At 62.6% G+C, this 14,222-nt stretch carries 13 protein-coding genes; 8 read left to right on the forward strand and 5 right to left on the reverse strand.

What is annotated here, in order from left to right:
• The first annotated feature begins 83 nt into the window (after positions 1-83).
• On the forward strand, positions 84-731 hold the full coding sequence (locus tag C8K44_RS01215) for a response regulator transcription factor (protein WP_199226989.1): 648 nt from the start codon (positions 84-86) through the stop codon (positions 729-731).
• A gap of 6 nt (positions 732-737) precedes the next feature.
• Here the strand turns inward: C8K44_RS01215 and C8K44_RS01220 are convergent, their stop codons facing one another.
• The gene (locus C8K44_RS01220) at positions 738-1,514 is read right to left on the reverse strand and encodes an anti-sigma factor (RefSeq protein WP_109573918.1); all 777 of its coding nucleotides are present in this window, start codon (positions 1,512-1,514) and stop codon (positions 738-740) included.
• Entirely contained in the window at positions 1,511-2,050 is a 540-nt protein-coding gene (locus tag C8K44_RS01225) for an RNA polymerase sigma factor (protein WP_109573919.1), read from the reverse strand. Before C8K44_RS01225 ends, C8K44_RS01220 begins: the two co-directional genes overlap by 4 nt.
• Positions 2,051-2,225: 175 nt before the next feature.
• Between C8K44_RS01225 and C8K44_RS01230 the strand changes: the two genes are divergently transcribed.
• On the forward strand, positions 2,226-3,623 hold the full coding sequence (locus C8K44_RS01230; RefSeq protein WP_109573920.1) for a S8 family serine peptidase: 1,398 nt from the start codon (positions 2,226-2,228) through the stop codon (positions 3,621-3,623).
• A gap of 57 nt (positions 3,624-3,680) precedes the next feature.
• On the opposite strand, the gene C8K44_RS01235 is transcribed toward C8K44_RS01230, so the two are convergent.
• Positions 3,681-4,904 (reverse strand): glycerate kinase, encoded by a 1,224-nt coding sequence (locus C8K44_RS01235; protein WP_109573921.1) that lies wholly within the window; start codon positions 4,902-4,904, stop codon positions 3,681-3,683.
• Positions 4,905-5,060: 156 nt separating this feature from the next.
• The gene (locus C8K44_RS01240) at positions 5,061-6,527 is read right to left on the reverse strand and encodes an SLC13 family permease (RefSeq protein WP_245417312.1); all 1,467 of its coding nucleotides are present in this window, start codon (positions 6,525-6,527) and stop codon (positions 5,061-5,063) included.
• Between the two features lie 268 nt (positions 6,528-6,795).
• Between C8K44_RS01240 and C8K44_RS01245 the strand changes: the two genes are divergently transcribed.
• The 4 genes from C8K44_RS01245 to C8K44_RS01260 all read left to right on the forward strand — a co-directional run bounded on the left by C8K44_RS01245 (position 6,796) and on the right by C8K44_RS01260 (position 11,672).
• Positions 6,796-7,860 carry a GlxA family transcriptional regulator gene (locus tag C8K44_RS01245; RefSeq protein ID WP_109573922.1) on the forward strand — a complete coding sequence of 355 codons (1,065 nt, stop codon included), beginning with the start codon at positions 6,796-6,798 and terminating at the stop codon, positions 7,858-7,860.
• A gap of 101 nt (positions 7,861-7,961) precedes the next feature.
• Positions 7,962-8,711, forward strand: coding sequence for a GntR family transcriptional regulator (locus tag C8K44_RS01250; RefSeq protein ID WP_158282690.1), 750 nt, complete (start codon positions 7,962-7,964; stop codon positions 8,709-8,711).
• 214 nt (positions 8,712-8,925) lie between these two features.
• Positions 8,926-10,452, forward strand: a complete 1,527-nt coding sequence (locus C8K44_RS01255) for a trimethylamine methyltransferase family protein (protein WP_158282691.1) — start codon at positions 8,926-8,928, stop codon at positions 10,450-10,452.
• Positions 10,449-11,672, forward strand: coding sequence for a Xaa-Pro peptidase family protein (locus C8K44_RS01260; RefSeq protein WP_109573925.1), 1,224 nt, complete (start codon positions 10,449-10,451; stop codon positions 11,670-11,672). The genes C8K44_RS01255 and C8K44_RS01260 overlap by 4 nt, the downstream gene beginning before the upstream one ends.
• 88 nt (positions 11,673-11,760) lie before the next feature.
• Here the strand turns inward: C8K44_RS01260 and C8K44_RS01265 are convergent, their stop codons facing one another.
• The gene (locus C8K44_RS01265) at positions 11,761-12,054 is read right to left on the reverse strand and encodes a hypothetical protein (RefSeq protein ID WP_146203894.1); all 294 of its coding nucleotides are present in this window, start codon (positions 12,052-12,054) and stop codon (positions 11,761-11,763) included.
• Positions 12,055-12,283: 229 nt separating this feature from the next.
• On the opposite strand from C8K44_RS01265, the gene C8K44_RS01270 reads away from it, so the two are divergent.
• The gene (locus tag C8K44_RS01270) at positions 12,284-12,658 is read left to right on the forward strand and encodes a nuclear transport factor 2 family protein (RefSeq protein ID WP_109573927.1); all 375 of its coding nucleotides are present in this window, start codon (positions 12,284-12,286) and stop codon (positions 12,656-12,658) included.
• Between the two features lie 29 nt (positions 12,659-12,687).
• Positions 12,688-14,220 carry an aldehyde dehydrogenase family protein gene (locus C8K44_RS01275; RefSeq protein WP_199226982.1) on the forward strand — a complete coding sequence of 511 codons (1,533 nt, stop codon included), beginning with the start codon at positions 12,688-12,690 and terminating at the stop codon, positions 14,218-14,220.
• The last annotated feature ends 2 nt before the right edge of the window (positions 14,221-14,222 follow it).

Below are 14,222 nucleotides of genomic sequence, written 5' to 3' on the forward strand. Positions count from 1 at the left end.
TCCTGTCGCTGGAGAGCGGGCATGCCTTGGTGAATTCGATTGGAATGCGCCAAGGCACAAATGCCGATGTCGATGGCGGGCTGATGGCGCAACAAATGAAGCTGAATGTCCTGATCGCCGAGCGAAACCCGCTGGTGATTTCGGCGTTGCGCGACATGATCAGCCGCGACGAACGCTTCGACTTCGCCGAGGGCATCCAGAGCGGCGAGGCGTTCATCCGTGCGGTGGACGAAGCGCGACCTGCATTCGACGTCGCCATCGTTGGCTGGAAACTGTCCGACATGGATGCGGCTGAGGTGCTGTCCGAATTGCAGCGCCGCCAGCTCGCAGCGCGCATGGTCATCTTTTCCAACGACCATGACATAGGCATTCTGAAGCAATGCGTGCGCCTTGGCGCGCAAGGCTTCTGCTATCAGTTCGACGACCCCTGCATCCTGTTCGACACGCTGATTGCGGTCGCCAACGGCCGTATCTGCATTCCATATGTCGATGTTGCCAAGATCAACGAGACGCCGCTGTCGCGCCTGACGACGCGCGAGCTGGAATTGCTCGGCGTTCTGGCGGACGGCTGGACCAATCTGCAGATCGCGACAAGGACCGGGATCTCGGAGAACACGGTCAAGTATCATTTGAAGAATCTCTACGACAAGCTGGGCGTGCGTAACCGCGCCATGGCCGTCGCCCTCTACGCAAGCGAGCGCAAGCGCGGCCCGCAACCGAGCCTGCGATAGAGCCGGTCAGGGCAGGCCGAGCGCCTTTTTCTCTTCCGCTTCCGAAAGCGGTGCTCCCGCCTGGGTCGTGGTCAGATAAGCATCGACAGTCTCGGAGGCGCCAGCGGGAACGTAGTCCTGCCCGGCTGCGGGAGCGGCGACGGCAAGCCTGAGATCCCAGTGTTGCCCGACCCGACAAGCGACCGAAACGAGAGATGTTTCCGAAGCGCGATGGAGCTCGAACTCGCGGCAGAGTGCGCCTGCTTCATCGCGGAAACTGGAAACGAACTTGATCGTGGTGTCGCCGGCATTGACGTCGGTGCCTGACGGTGTGGCGCCAAGCGCCTTGGCGACGACCGGATTGCTGATCGAAGCGATGGCAAGACCATTGGAAGCCGGCCCTCCGGCCTTGCCTGCGAGATACCCGCCAACACCGACGATGACGGCAGCGAGCGAGGCTGCCAGCGGCAACGCCCAGTTCGAGGTGACTTTTCGTGGCGCGCGGGGCTCAAAAGCGATGATATTTTTCTGGGCAGGCTGCTTACCTGCTTCCGCTCGCTCGCGCTGATGCGCCTCGTCGATCAATTTATGCACCGACGTCGTCAGCGCTTCGGGAACCGGCTCGTCGATCAGAGGCTTCAGCGCAGCTGATGCCTGGGCGCGGCTTTCCATGAAGGTGGCTACGCGGGCAATGAGCGCGTCATCGGTGCCCATGGCCTCCTCGATCGCCGCCGTGGTGTCAGCGTCGAGTTCGCCATCGGCGAAGGCCATCAGGGTTTCGTCGTCGAAGTCGCGCCTGCTCATATCTTCCCACCTTTTTCGGGTGAACGGTCGGCTGCGGGGATTATTCCGGCCGCTTCAGCGAGATTCTTGCGGGCGCGGGCAAGCCTGCTCATCACCGTTCCAATAGGAATCGAAAGCACCTCGGCCGCCTCCTTGTAGGAAAGATCTTCGACGCAGACGAGCAGCAGTACCTCGCGTTGCTCGTCGACAAGCTCGTCGATAGCCACTGCCACGCTTTTCAGGGTCAGGCGCGCTTCCACATCACGTTCGCCGCTCGAGCCGACGATGTCCTGGCGGTCGTCGATGTCCTCGCGTGGGCCAGCCGTCTTGGTGCGCCTGACCTGGTCGATCCACAGATTGCGCAGGATGCGGAACATCCATGCGTCAAACCGGCTGCCCGGTTCGAAACGCTCCTGTCCGGCGAGTGCCCGCTCGCAGGCCGTCTGCACAAGGTCGTCGGCGAGATCGCGCGACCGGCACAGCGAGATGGCGAACCGGCGCAGATTGGGTAGGAAAGCCACCAGGCGATCGCTGACCGGAAAATCGTCACCCTTCATGCAGTCGTATCCTGTCTCTCCTCCACGAAAAGCGCCCCCAGCGGAATAAGCAGGGGGTTCGTCCGTTGAGCCAAAAATGCACAAATGTAGTCAAAATGATATGGGATGCCGAAAAGCTTATGTGGATCGCTAACATTTGCAATCGACGCGCCAATTCGCCAGGAAAGGAGAAGCCATGCCTCTGAAGCCCCCATCGGGTTCACTTGCGGTTGTATTCGCGTTGGCGTTGAACGGCGCGACTTTTGGCGTCCCTTCGGCAACGCCAATACTTGGACAGTTTGTTGGAACTGACACGGCGCTGGCCGACGACGACGACGACGATAACGGCGGTGGTGGTGGCGGCGGTAGTGGCAGAAGCTCTTCTGGCAGCAGCAGGGACGCCAGTACGGCGGCACAAGCGGTTGGAAAAGGGCGCAATCCATTCGGCTATTTCCGCCAGTCCGAATCACGCCGAAAAGCCGCGGCCCGCACGGCTGCCGCGCTTGTGCGCCAGGCGCCGCAAGAGATCGTGGCACTCGGTCTCGACCAGGGGGCGATAACGAACCTGACCGCCGTGGGCTATTCGATCGGCGATCGTACCGCCGTTGCGCTCGTTGGGGCCGAAATCGTCAAGCTGCGCGTTCCCGGCGGTACGACGCTTGAAGCGGCGCGCGCCGAAGTGGCGGCTGCCGCACCAAACGCGGTGGTCGACTTCAATCACTTCTACCGGCCTGACCAGGACAGCCTCGATCCTTGCGGCGCCGAGCAGTGCCTGGCACGCCACGTCGTCGGCTGGCCCGAGACACAGGCGCTGCCGGATCGTTGCACGGGCCCGGTGCGGATCGGTCTCATCGACACGGCCATCAATGCCGAACACCTGGCCTTTGCCGGCGGGCGCATCGAGACGATCAGGCTTGGAGCAGGCGACCTGCCCGATTCCGCGCGCCAGCATGGCACGGCGGTGGCAGCCCTTCTTGTCGGTTCAGCGGAAAGCCGAACGCCCGGCCTCGTGCCCGGCGGCGAACTCGTCGCTGTCGACGCTTTTCAGCGCAGCGGCAATGACGACCGTTCCGCCGTCTACGATCTGGTCCGTTCGATCGACCTTTTGGCAGGCAAGGGCGTGCTCGTCATCAACATGAGTCTGACCGGCCCGGCGAACCTGTTGCTCGAGCGGACGGTCGAACTGGCCGCGCAGAAGGAGATCGTGCTGGTTGCCGCTGCCGGCAATGGCGGTCCGCGCGCGGCCCCGCTTTATCCCGGCGCCTATCAGGAGGTGATTGCGGTGACGGCGATCGACCGGCGCAAGAACGCATATCGGCGCGCCGGGTCCGGCGACCATATCGACATCGCCGCACCTGGCGTGCAGGTGTGGACGGCAGCTTCGGTCAAGGGTGCCTCTTCCAAAACCGGAACGTCATTTGCTGCCCCCTTCGTTACTGCCGCAGCAGCGATGATCAAGGCGGCCAATCCGCAACTCAAGGCCGACGAGGTCGAGGCGCAGTTGCGCAAGGGTGCGGAAGACCTCGGCAAGCCGGGCAAAGACCCGGTTTTCGGCTGGGGCCTGCTCAACGCACGAACGATCTGCCAGACTTGACACCTGTTCCTCGAAAAACCGCCGCGACATTCGCGGCGGTTTTTTGTTGCCGCACTATCAGGCGGCGGCGCGAGACGTAGTTTTCGGGCGCGGGGTCTGCTTTTGGGCACGCCGCACTGCACTGGCCTGATTGAGGCGCATGCCAACCAGGATCATGCGCGAGGCGTCCTCGGCGGCGCGTACCAGCAACTTCGACGCGGCACCAATGGCTTCGTCGAGGCTGCACGGGCGCTTGAGGATCGAAGCAAAGGCGTCGATGCCATGCTCGAAGTTGAGTGTCACGCCCTTGCCGATGGTGCCGGCGAGCGCGATCACCGGCAGGCCTGCCGCCTTTGCCCTGTGGCCGACTTCCGCCGGCACCTTGCCGAACGGGGTCTGGCCATCAAGACTGCCTTCGGCGGTGATGACCAAGTTTGCGCGACCGATCAGGCTGTCCAGATCGAGATAGTTCATCACGATCTCGTAGCGCGGATGAAGTTTGCCTGACAAAAGCCCAATCACCGCAGCACCCAGGCCCCCAGATGCGCCGGCACCCTCGGCCGCACCGACATCGATGCCGGTAGTGGCAACAATATGCGCGGCATAATTGTCCATGGCCTGCGCCAGAAGCTCGACCTGCTCGGGCGTCGCCCCCTTTTGCGGGCCGAACACACGGGCAACGCCGCGCGGGCCAAGCAGCATGTTGTGCCAGTTGACCGCGGCATCGATACGAACATTGGCGAGACGTGGGTCGCGGCCCGACATGTCAATGATCGCAAGCCTTGCGAGTTCCGCGCCGCCTGCCGCGAGCGGCCGGCCTTTTTTGTCGAGGAAACGCACGCCAAGTGCCGCGGCCATGCCAGCGCCACCGTCGTTGATGCCGCTATCGCCACAGCCGAGCAGGATGCGTTCAGCGCCGGCGTCGAGTGCCGCGTTGATCAGTTCGCCAACACCCCGGCTAGTGGTCAGGCACGGATTGCGCCTGTCGCGAGGCACCAGGCGCAGGCCCGCAGCAGCAGCCATTTCGATGACGGCGGTGGGTACCGGCGCGCCGCCGAGGAAGCCGAAAAACGACTGAACAGGATCGCCGACCGGCCCGGTGACGGTCAGGCGGTGGATGGTGCCGCCGGTTGCCGCGATCAGCGCTTCGGTGAAGCCTTCACCGCCGTCGACCATGGGCGCCTTCAGGATATTGGCTTGCGGAAATGTGCGCAACACGCCTTCGCCGATGCAGTCGGCCACTTCGTTGGCGGACAGGCTCTCCTTGAAGCCGGAGGGCGCGACAAGAACAGTGAATGTCATGGAAGTAACTCCTCGTCTTTCATGTGAGCGATGGACGAGAAACGGCGTGCAATCCGCTTTATTCCGCTCAGAAAAGTAAAATATTACAAATACTTACGAAAACGGCCAGGCCACTTCTGGCTTGGCCGCATAGGCATCTGGACGTCAGGGTTCTGATCAGAGCGGTATGCCGAGCAGCGGCCAGACAAAGACCGCGAAGGCCCCGAGCAAGGCGACGAAGGGGATAAAAAGCAGCGCTGAAAGCCACAGCAAATCACGTGCCGAAAAGGCCGGCGGCTCGATGCCGCCGAACAATGTCACCGGCTTGGCCGACACCATCAGCGTCTGGCAAAAGCCACTGCCGAGCGTGACGACCAGGATCATCGCGGCAGGATTCACGCCGAGCCCGGCAAGCGGCAGCGCCAGCGCCGGAATGAGTACCGTTGCGCGCGCGGTGCGCGAGGTGATGACGATATGGGCGAGGGCGGAGACGGTCGCGGCAAAGCCGATCAGGATCCAGGGAGCAGGCGCGACCGAATTTTGGAAGGCCGCCATCACGCGATCGACCACCAGCTTCGCCGCACCTGACACAAGCAGTGCCTCGCCGATGACGAGCGTGGCAGCAAGAAACAGCAGCAGGTTCCATTCGACGCCCTTGAGCGCGGCCTTGAAGGCGATGCCCGAGACGGCTTTCGAGGCCACGACCAGAGCACCCACGAGTGCGACGATTGGCAGGCCGATGCCGTGGAAGCTGCCGGTGGCCCAAAGCGCGACAGTCGCTCCAACCACGGCGAGAATGGTCTTGTCGCGGTTGGAGAATGTATTTGCCGCTCCCTTGCCATGCGTCACCAGCGTTTTGCGATCATCTCCGTCGAGGAAAACAAACAGGATCAGGCCACAGGCAATGAGGCTGGAGATGAGCGCGAAGGGCGCGCTCAGCATCGTCCAGGTGGCGAAGTCGACGGACTGACCCGAAACGCGCCGGATCGCATCGGCCGCCACCAGATGAGCACCAGCGCCCGTCAGCGAAGCGGCAGCGGAAAGCAGGATCGTCGATGGAAACAGCAAGGCAAGCGCGCGCGTCACGCTTGGCCTGCCGATAGCAGTGGATAGGCTCAGGAAGATCGGCATCAGGATCGCCGCGCGTGCCGATGTCGACGGCACCAGGAACGCGGTCAGGAAGATCGCGCCCGTCGTTGCCCAAAAAATGCCTTGCACGGTTCGGAACGGAGCGAGCATGCGAAAGGCACAGCGCTCGGCAAGCCCGGTCTGCTTCAACACCGCGCCGATGACAAAGGCGGCGAGCATCAGCACCACGATCTCGCTGCCGAGTGCCGAAAAAAACGCCTGCTCGCCGACTGCGCCCGCCAGAACCAGCGCCAGCGCACCCGCCAATGCAACCGGCGTTTCCGGCAGGTCCATGACAGTCCAGGCGATCAGAGTGGCGGCGAATACTGAGAGTGCGACGCGCATGTCGGTCGAAAGGCCGTCGATGCTGGCAAAGAAGGCAAAGATCACGAAAGCGATCAGCAATGCTCCCACCAGGATGCGTACCAGGCGCAGCGAAATCTGCCGTTCATTTGGGATGCTCGCAACGGCGACCAAAAGACCGTCGTCGGCGGGCAGAGCCAGGTTGTTCGACATCGGCCACTCTCCTTGAATACGCGATGCGGCCAAATGATCATTAGCGCACCGTGCCGGTTGTGTTGTCGCCAGGGAGAACGGCTTGCCAGGCGCGTTATTCCACGCCGGCAAATGAATCTTTTCGTCGCTATCGAGAGGGAAACCACCATCGGAAGGGGGCCATTTGGGACTTCTCGCCCCAACCTCAGCAGCGAAAATGCCATCTCTTCTGGAATTCCGTCTTCGGTTTCGAAGCGGGGTCCCAGCCTCAATCCAATGAGAGGCAGACGTGGCACGAAGCGCAATACTCCCAGTAGCCAGCAAGCCCACTTGGCCGGCAGGACATCGTGGCCATCAGGCGCGAGCCGAGATCAGGCCAAAGGCCGCCGAGGTCCAGGACATCCTCATTCTCGTCGTCGACGGGTTTTCGTTGATGAGTCTGTCGGGGCTGATCGAGCCGCTCAAGCAGGCCAATGACATTGCGCAGCAGGGGCATTTCCGATGGCGCACGATCGGCATCGAACGGGCGCAGGCGACCTCGTCTTCGGGCATATCGGTGAAGCTGGATGGCTGTCTTGGCGAACAGCATTCGGGCAGTTTCCATGGACTGCCCGCAACGATCCTGATTTGTGCCGGCGAGGATGTCGAAAACCATGCCAGTTGGCAGATCCGCTCGTTTCTCCATCGGATGAAACGCTGGGGCGTTTCGATCGGCGGGGTAGGCACCGGGGCATGGCTGGTGGCAGACGCCGGGCTGCTTGCCGGGCGCGACTGCACCATCCATTGGAGCAAGATCCCGGCCTTCGCCGAAAAGTTCCGCGACGCCAGGATCGACAACAGGTTGATACAGCAGGACGAGAATATCTACACATGCGCCGGCGAGATGGCAGCCTTCGACATGTCGATAGGCATGATCAACAGGATCATCGGCCACGAAACCGGCCGACGCGTCAGCAATCATTTCGTCACGGATCTGGCGCGCGCGCCCAACGACCGCCAACGGCTACCCAAGGCACTCAAGTATCGCACGCCGGGTGATCCCATGGTCCGCGCCATCGCCTTGATGGAAAGCAACATCGCGACACCCAAGACTATGGGCGAGATCGCAACGCAGACCGGCCTTTCACGCCGCCAACTCGAACGCCTTTTCAAGCAGCATCTCGACAGCACGCCTTACCACTACTACCTCACGCTGCGGCTCGACTGGGCGCGGGACCTGCTGCGCCAGACCAGAATACCGATCACCGAGGTTGCGATCGCTTCTGGGTTCACCAGCACGTCGCAATTTTCCAAGTCGTTTAAGGATGCCTATGCTTGCCGGCCGTCGGATCTACGCCAGATTAGTGCTGTGTAGCGTAAGGTTGGCGTAGGTGGCTTGCTGTTGGTTGCAAATTTCCGCACAAGCGCTAACCAATGTGGCGACGCTCGAACCGGATCAATATGGCTCTATCTTCGATGACTGAAGCAAAGCGTGGCCCGAAGGCCGGGAAACGGTCGGCCGCGCCAGCCAGCCAGGCCATGGACCAGGCGGCGCAGGATGCCGAGAATCATCCGAAGATGGCGGCGCGCAAGAACTCGCTGACCGAGCGCGCCTACCAGGAGATCAAGAGCCGCATCCTGACCGCGCAATACGAGCCCGGCCAGTTTCTGCAGGAGAACGCGATTTGCGACGACATCGGCATCGGCCGCACGCCGGTGCATCAGGCGTTGCAGCGGCTGATGCAGGAGGACTTGCTCGAAGTTATCCCGCGCAAGGGCATCCTGATCCGGCTGGATTCGCTCAACGAGATCATGATGGCGCTGGAAATCCGCAGCGTTCTCGAACCGCATTGCGCGGCAAAGGCGGCCACTCGGCTGACGCAGGCCGAACTGGCCGAACTGCGCCAGATCCTCGACGAGACGATCACCGCGATGAAAAGCGGCTCCAAGGACGCGCTGATGGTGCGCGACCGGCGCTTCCACTCGATCGTCACAGGTGCCGCCGGCAACCCTTTGATCGCCGACTTCCTGCAGCCGGTGCATGAGCGGCTCAACCGCCTGTGGTTCCAGCCACAATGGTCGCCGCAGGACTTTGCCCTGACCGAGGGCGAGCACGAGGCGATTTACGAAGCGCTTGCGGCGCGCGATCCCGAACGTGCCGGCAACGCGATGCGCGAACACATCCGCTCGCTGCACGAGCGGCTGCTGTCGTCCAGCCGCGGTTAGAGCTGCGGATCAACCTGCTCTCGAAGCTTCCCCTGCCTCCTGATCCAGACGCGGGCTACCCGCCAAAACTTGGCGGGTGCCAAATTGGACTATTGGGAGCGGCCGCTCTCTCGCAATGTCGAGGTGAACCTGCGCGGCATTGACTGACCATTCGCTCTTTTGCCGCCGCAGCCGATCCGGGCCCGTTGGGGCCGCAGCAATGGCGGGAAGCGATATGGACAGTCCGACAAGCAGGCGCGGCGGCGCCGCAAATCGCCGTGAGGCGCTGGCGCGACGCGGCAATGTGCAGCGTTCGGTGCTACAGAACGAGTTGCCGGCCTACTCGATCCTCGATGACGAGCGCAGCGACCGCGTGCTCGAACTCGCCTTCACTATCCTGGAGACGGTCGGCATCGAGTTCCGCCACCCCGAGGCGCCAGGCCGCTGGCGCAGCGTTGGTGCCGATGTCGAGGGCGCGCGTGTCCGCATCAAGCGAGACCTGCTGCTCAAGCTGATCGAGACAGTGCCGTCTGAGATCACGCTCAATGCCCGCAACCCGGAGCGCACGATCACGCTGTGCGGCCCACGCACGGCGTTCAGCGGCTCCTACGGCGCGCCGCACGTGCTCGACTTCGACAATGTCCGCAAGTCGAGCACGCTGGAGCACCTGCAGAACTTCACCAAGCTGGCGCACCAGGCCAAGACCATCCAGATCAATGGCGGTGTGCTGGCCGAGCCGCAGGATGTCGATGTCCGATTGCGGCATCTGCATCTGGTTGGCGAACCGCTGCTGCTTTCCGACAAGCCCTATATGGGCGCGGTGACCTCGCGCACGGCAGCCAACGACACTGTCAGGCTGTCGCAGCTGGTATTCGGCGAGGAGTTTGTCGATACCAACACGGTGGTCGGCTCGCTGATCAACTGCAACACGCCGCTCGTCTGGGACGAGGCGATGATCAACGCCCTGGAGATCTATTCGCGCGCTAACCAGGCGGTGATCTGCACGCCCTTCATCATGGGCGGCGCCAGCTCTCCTGTTTCGACGGTCGGCGCGTGCGCCATGATCATCGCCGAAGCGCTGACCGGCATGGCCTATTCGCAGATTATCCGCAAAGGCGCGCCGGCGATCTTCGGCTGCGTCGCCCAGACCATCTCGATGAAATCGGGCGCGCCGCTGCAGGGCAGCCCCGAACCGGTACTGATGAACCTGATCGTCGGCCAGATCGTACGCAAGCTTGGCCTTGTCTGGCGCGCCTCGGGCCTGTGGTCGACGGCCAAGGTGCCCGACATGCAGGCCGGCTATGAATCCATCATGTCAACCTGGGGCTACATGTTGGGGCAGGCCAACTGGATCATCCATGCGGCCGGCATGGTCGAGGGTGGGCTGGCCATCAGCTATTCGAAGTTCGTGCAGGACGTCGAGCAGATCGACATCCTTTACGAGATCTTCAAGCAGCCGCGCTTCGACGACCTTGACGAGGTTCTGGAAACGTTGATCAAGGTCGGCCCGGGAGGGCATTTCCTCGGCGAGGCCCATACCCGCAAGAACGCGTTTTACATCCCCGAACTCTCAGACGCCAACAGCTACGAGCAGTGGCGCGACGAAGGGCGCCGGGACGCGCACCAGGTCGGCCTCGACCGTGCCCGCAAACAGCTCGACGAATACCAGGCCCCGTGGATCGACGACGGCCTGAAGGATAGCATCACCGATTTCATGGCCCGGCGGTCCAGGGAAATCCTCAGTGGAGACTTTGAGCAATGACCAGCTTTGACGCCGTGGCCGTGGCAAGACCCGATTCATCCGCGTGGAGCTTGCATGCGCTGCGCGAGTATCGTCTGGCGCGGCTACGCGAGCAGATGATGGCAAACGACCTCGCCGGCATGGTGCTGTTTGATTCCGTCAACCTGCGCTACGCCACTGACACCACCAACATGCAGGTCTGGGGCCATCACAATCCTGTCCGCTATGCCTTTGTCGCTGCACAGGGTCCGGTGATCGTATTCGATGCAACGACCATGCTGCATCTCTATGAGGGCTTCGACCTTATAGACGAACTCCGGCCGTGCATTCCCTGGACCTATTTTACCGCCGGCCCCCGTTTCGAGGAAAACGCCAAGGCCTGGGCTGCCACCATCGCCGACCTGGTGCGCGAACATGGGGGTGGCAACAAACGCCTCGGCGTCGACCGCATCAACCCTTTCGGTGTGTGGGCGCTGGAACGCGAGGGCATCCAGGTCGTCGAAGGTCAGGGCATCATCGAGCACGCCCGGGTGATCAAGTCGCATGACGAACTTTGCGCCATGCGCTGCGCGATCGCCACTGCCGAGGACGGCATGGAGCGCATGCGTGAGGGGCTCCACCCCGGCGCCAGCGAGCGCGAGGTCTGGTCGATCCTGCACAAGCGCAACATCGAACTTGGCGGCGAGTGGCTGGAGGGGGCGTTGTTTTGCTCCGGCCCGCGCACCAATCCTTGGTTCAAGGAAGCCAGCGACCGCCGCATCGAAAACGGCGACATCGTCGCCTTCGACACCGACCTGATCGGCAATTACGGCTATTGCGCCGATATCTCGCGCAGCTGGATCTGTGGTGACGCAAAACCGACCGCCGAGCAGGACTATCTCTACAAGACGGCGATCGAGCACCTCGACATCAACATGGCGATGGTCAAGGCCGGGCTGACCTTTGGCGAGTTCGCCGAAAAGTCGGAAAACCTGCCGGACAGGTTCCGGCGCCAGCAATATGTCTGCGCCGCCCACGGCATCGGCATGTGCGACGAGTACCCGCAGATCCTGTACTGGCGCGACTACAAGAACTTCGGTTTCGACGGCGTGCTGGAAGCGGGCATGACGATCTGCGTCGAGAGTTATGTCGGCGAAGTTGGCGGCCGCGAAGGCATCAAGGTCGAGCAGCAGATCCTGGTGACCGAGGGGGGCTACGAACTTTTGTCCAAATACCCCATCGAGCTCTTGAACTCGCGCTGAGGCGTGGCGCATCAATAGAGAAAGGCCCGCGGTCTGGATGGAGCGCCGGCCTTTTTTTGATTTGAAGGATGATGTCAGTCGTAGCCGCCTACCAAGGCTCGCCCATGCCCGACTGCGGGTGGTTGCTGCTTGTCACCGTCGCGCGCTCTGTTCCGCGGCTGTTGCGGTGTTTGAACCACAGCACCGGAAAGGCCAGCAGGAAGAACAGCGCCGAGCGGCTGGTTGCCATCGCCTTGAGGAAGGCGAGGAAATCATCTGGCGACATGTGCACCGTCGTCTGCATCGCCTGCGACCGGTGGCTGTTGATCAACAGCGTGGTGCCGTCACGTTCGATCCGGCCAAAGCGGAATTCGACATCCGCAAGCTTGCTGGTCACTCTCATCCGGGTCCCCCTGAAATGCGGCGCACTCGCGGGGCGGAGGCCCGGCGGCTTGCCTTCGACCAGAATTGGGTCAGGCGACGCCATGGGTCGCTCAATAGGCATCGCCTGCATGACGGCCTAGTCACGAATGGGACAAGCATCGGACAGGGCCGCGTCCTAACAGATCACCATTCAGGACGCCTCCGTCTGGTCGGCCGGCGTCCCACATTCAGATATCGGGATTTCGAGCATGTTTGCGACTGTCGAGGCGGTGGAAAAGGCCTTCTACAAGGCGATCGAAGATCACGACCTTGGAGCCATGGAGCAGATCTGGGCGCAGGCCGACGACGTCATCTATGTCGGCCCGGACGGCAAGGCCTCGGTCGGCCGCGCGGCCGTGCTCGAGACGTTGGCGCAGGCGTTCGCAACGGCGCCGCTGGTGCAGTTCGATCTGGAGCGTTCGGTCGAGTACGGCACCGACACGCTTGCTGTCAGGGTCAACCGCGAAAACGTCACCCTGGTCGAAAGCGACAAGAAGACCGCGCTCGTCGGCGCCAACAATTTTCGCCGCGAGGCCGATGGCTGGCGGGTCGTGCTGCATCAGGCGACGCGTATCGCGGCGTGACGGCAGCTGGCAGCGGGAGGAATTCGAGCATGATGTTTGACGCAGAGCAGGCTTTCCTGAAACTGGGAATAGAACGGCTTAATTCGGGCGCCCATTGCAGCGCCGGCGGTTGGTCCGCTGCAAACAAGGACGACACATTCGCCGCGATCAATCCAGCGAACGAGACCGAGCTCGCACGGGTTACCAACGCCACAAGAGTCGACTACTGCCGCATCGTCGAGTGCGCGGTTGCGGCACAAAAGCGCTGGCGCATGGTGCCCGCCCCGGTACGCGGCGAACTAGTCAACCGCATCGGCCAGTTGGTTGCAGAGTATCACGACGCGCTGGGCGCGCTTGTCTCGCTCGACACCGGCAAGTCGATCATGGAAGGCAAGGCCGAGGTCAAGGAAGTGATCGACATGGCGACGATGGCCGCCGGCCAGTCGCGCATGCTCTATGGCTTCACCCAGCAGTCGCAGCGCGAACGCCACCGCATGTATGACCAGTGGCTGCCGCTCGGCGTCGCGGGCATCATCACCGCCTATAACTTCCCGGCGGCCGTCTGGGCCCAGAACGGGTTCCTCGCGGCCATCGGCGGCAACACTGTGATCTGGAAGCCGAGCCCGAAAGTGCCGCTGACAGCGATCGGCCTGCAGCATCTCGCCAATCGTGCGATGACCGAGATGGGCCATGAAGGCGTGTTTTCGATGTTCGTCACCGAGGACAATTCGGTGGCCGAGAAGATGGTCGCCGATCCGCGCGTTGCGCTGGTGTCCTTCACCGGCTCGTCCGGCGTTGGCCACAAGGTGGCGAATATCGTTGGCTCGACGCTCGGCCGTCGCTACATGCTCGAATGTTCTGGCAACAATGGCTGCATCGTCGATGAGACGGCCGACCTGGAGCTTGCCGCCGCTGCGATCGCCTTTGGCGCCGTCGGAACCACCGGCCAGCGCTGCACCAGCACGCGCCGCGTCATCGTTCACAAGAGCGTGTCGAGCCGGCTGGTCGAGCTGCTCGGCAAGGCGTTCTCACGTATCAAGGTCGGCGATCCCTCGGACAAGGACACACTGGTCGGCCCGCTTGTCGACAAAGGCGCGGTGGAGAAGTTCGAGGCCACGATCGCGGCTGCCACGGTGCTGGGCGGCAAGGTCGTGGCAGGTGGCAAGCGCATGCCGCGCGCCGGCTATTTCGTCGAACCGACAATCATTATCGACGCTCAGAACGACTGGCCCTGCGTACAGGACGAGACCTTTGCACCGATCCTGTTCGTCATCGAATATGACGAGTGGGAAGACGCGCTGGCGATGCATAATGACGTCGCCCAGGGCCTCGCTTCCGGCCTCCACAGCACCAACATCACCAACATCGAATCCTTCCTGTCGGCCGAAGGCAGCGACTGCGGCATCGCCAAGGTCAACATGGGCACGACAGGTGCCGATGTCGGCGCGGCGTTCGGCGGCGAAAAGGAAACCGGCGGCGGTCGCACTGCGGGCTCGGATGCGTGGAAAGGTTACATGCGCCGGCAAAGCGTGTGCGTGAACTGGAGCCGCGAGACGCCGTGGCGGCGCCTGGTCGAGGCCTGAGC

The sequence above is a fragment of the Aminobacter sp. AP02 genome, from assembly GCF_003148805.1.
Classification (GTDB): domain Bacteria; phylum Pseudomonadota; class Alphaproteobacteria; order Rhizobiales; family Rhizobiaceae; genus Aminobacter.

What these genes read in the sequence shown, in the direction of transcription:
- C8K44_RS01215 (WP_199226989.1), top strand. Translation starts at nt 84, where the DNA reads ATGGCGCAACAAATGAAGCTGAATGTCCTGATCGCCGAGCGAAACCCG.
- C8K44_RS01220 (WP_109573918.1), bottom strand. Translation starts at nt 1,514, where the DNA reads ATGAGCAGGCGCGACTTCGACGACGAAACCCTGATGGCCTTCGCCGAT.
- C8K44_RS01225 (WP_109573919.1), bottom strand. Translation starts at nt 2,050, where the DNA reads ATGAAGGGTGACGATTTTCCGGTCAGCGATCGCCTGGTGGCTTTCCTA.
- C8K44_RS01230 (WP_109573920.1), top strand. Translation starts at nt 2,226, where the DNA reads ATGCCTCTGAAGCCCCCATCGGGTTCACTTGCGGTTGTATTCGCGTTG.
- C8K44_RS01235 (WP_109573921.1), bottom strand. Translation starts at nt 4,904, where the DNA reads ATGACATTCACTGTTCTTGTCGCGCCCTCCGGCTTCAAGGAGAGCCTG.
- C8K44_RS01240 (WP_245417312.1), bottom strand. Translation starts at nt 6,527, where the DNA reads ATGTCGAACAACCTGGCTCTGCCCGCCGACGACGGTCTTTTGGTCGCC.
- C8K44_RS01250 (WP_158282690.1), top strand. Translation starts at nt 7,962, where the DNA reads ATGACTGAAGCAAAGCGTGGCCCGAAGGCCGGGAAACGGTCGGCCGCG.
- C8K44_RS01255 (WP_158282691.1), top strand. Translation starts at nt 8,926, where the DNA reads ATGGACAGTCCGACAAGCAGGCGCGGCGGCGCCGCAAATCGCCGTGAG.
- C8K44_RS01260 (WP_109573925.1), top strand. Translation starts at nt 10,449, where the DNA reads ATGACCAGCTTTGACGCCGTGGCCGTGGCAAGACCCGATTCATCCGCG.
- C8K44_RS01265 (WP_146203894.1), bottom strand. Translation starts at nt 12,054, where the DNA reads ATGAGAGTGACCAGCAAGCTTGCGGATGTCGAATTCCGCTTTGGCCGG.
- C8K44_RS01270 (WP_109573927.1), top strand. Translation starts at nt 12,284, where the DNA reads ATGTTTGCGACTGTCGAGGCGGTGGAAAAGGCCTTCTACAAGGCGATC.
- C8K44_RS01275 (WP_199226982.1), top strand. Translation starts at nt 12,688, where the DNA reads ATGATGTTTGACGCAGAGCAGGCTTTCCTGAAACTGGGAATAGAACGG.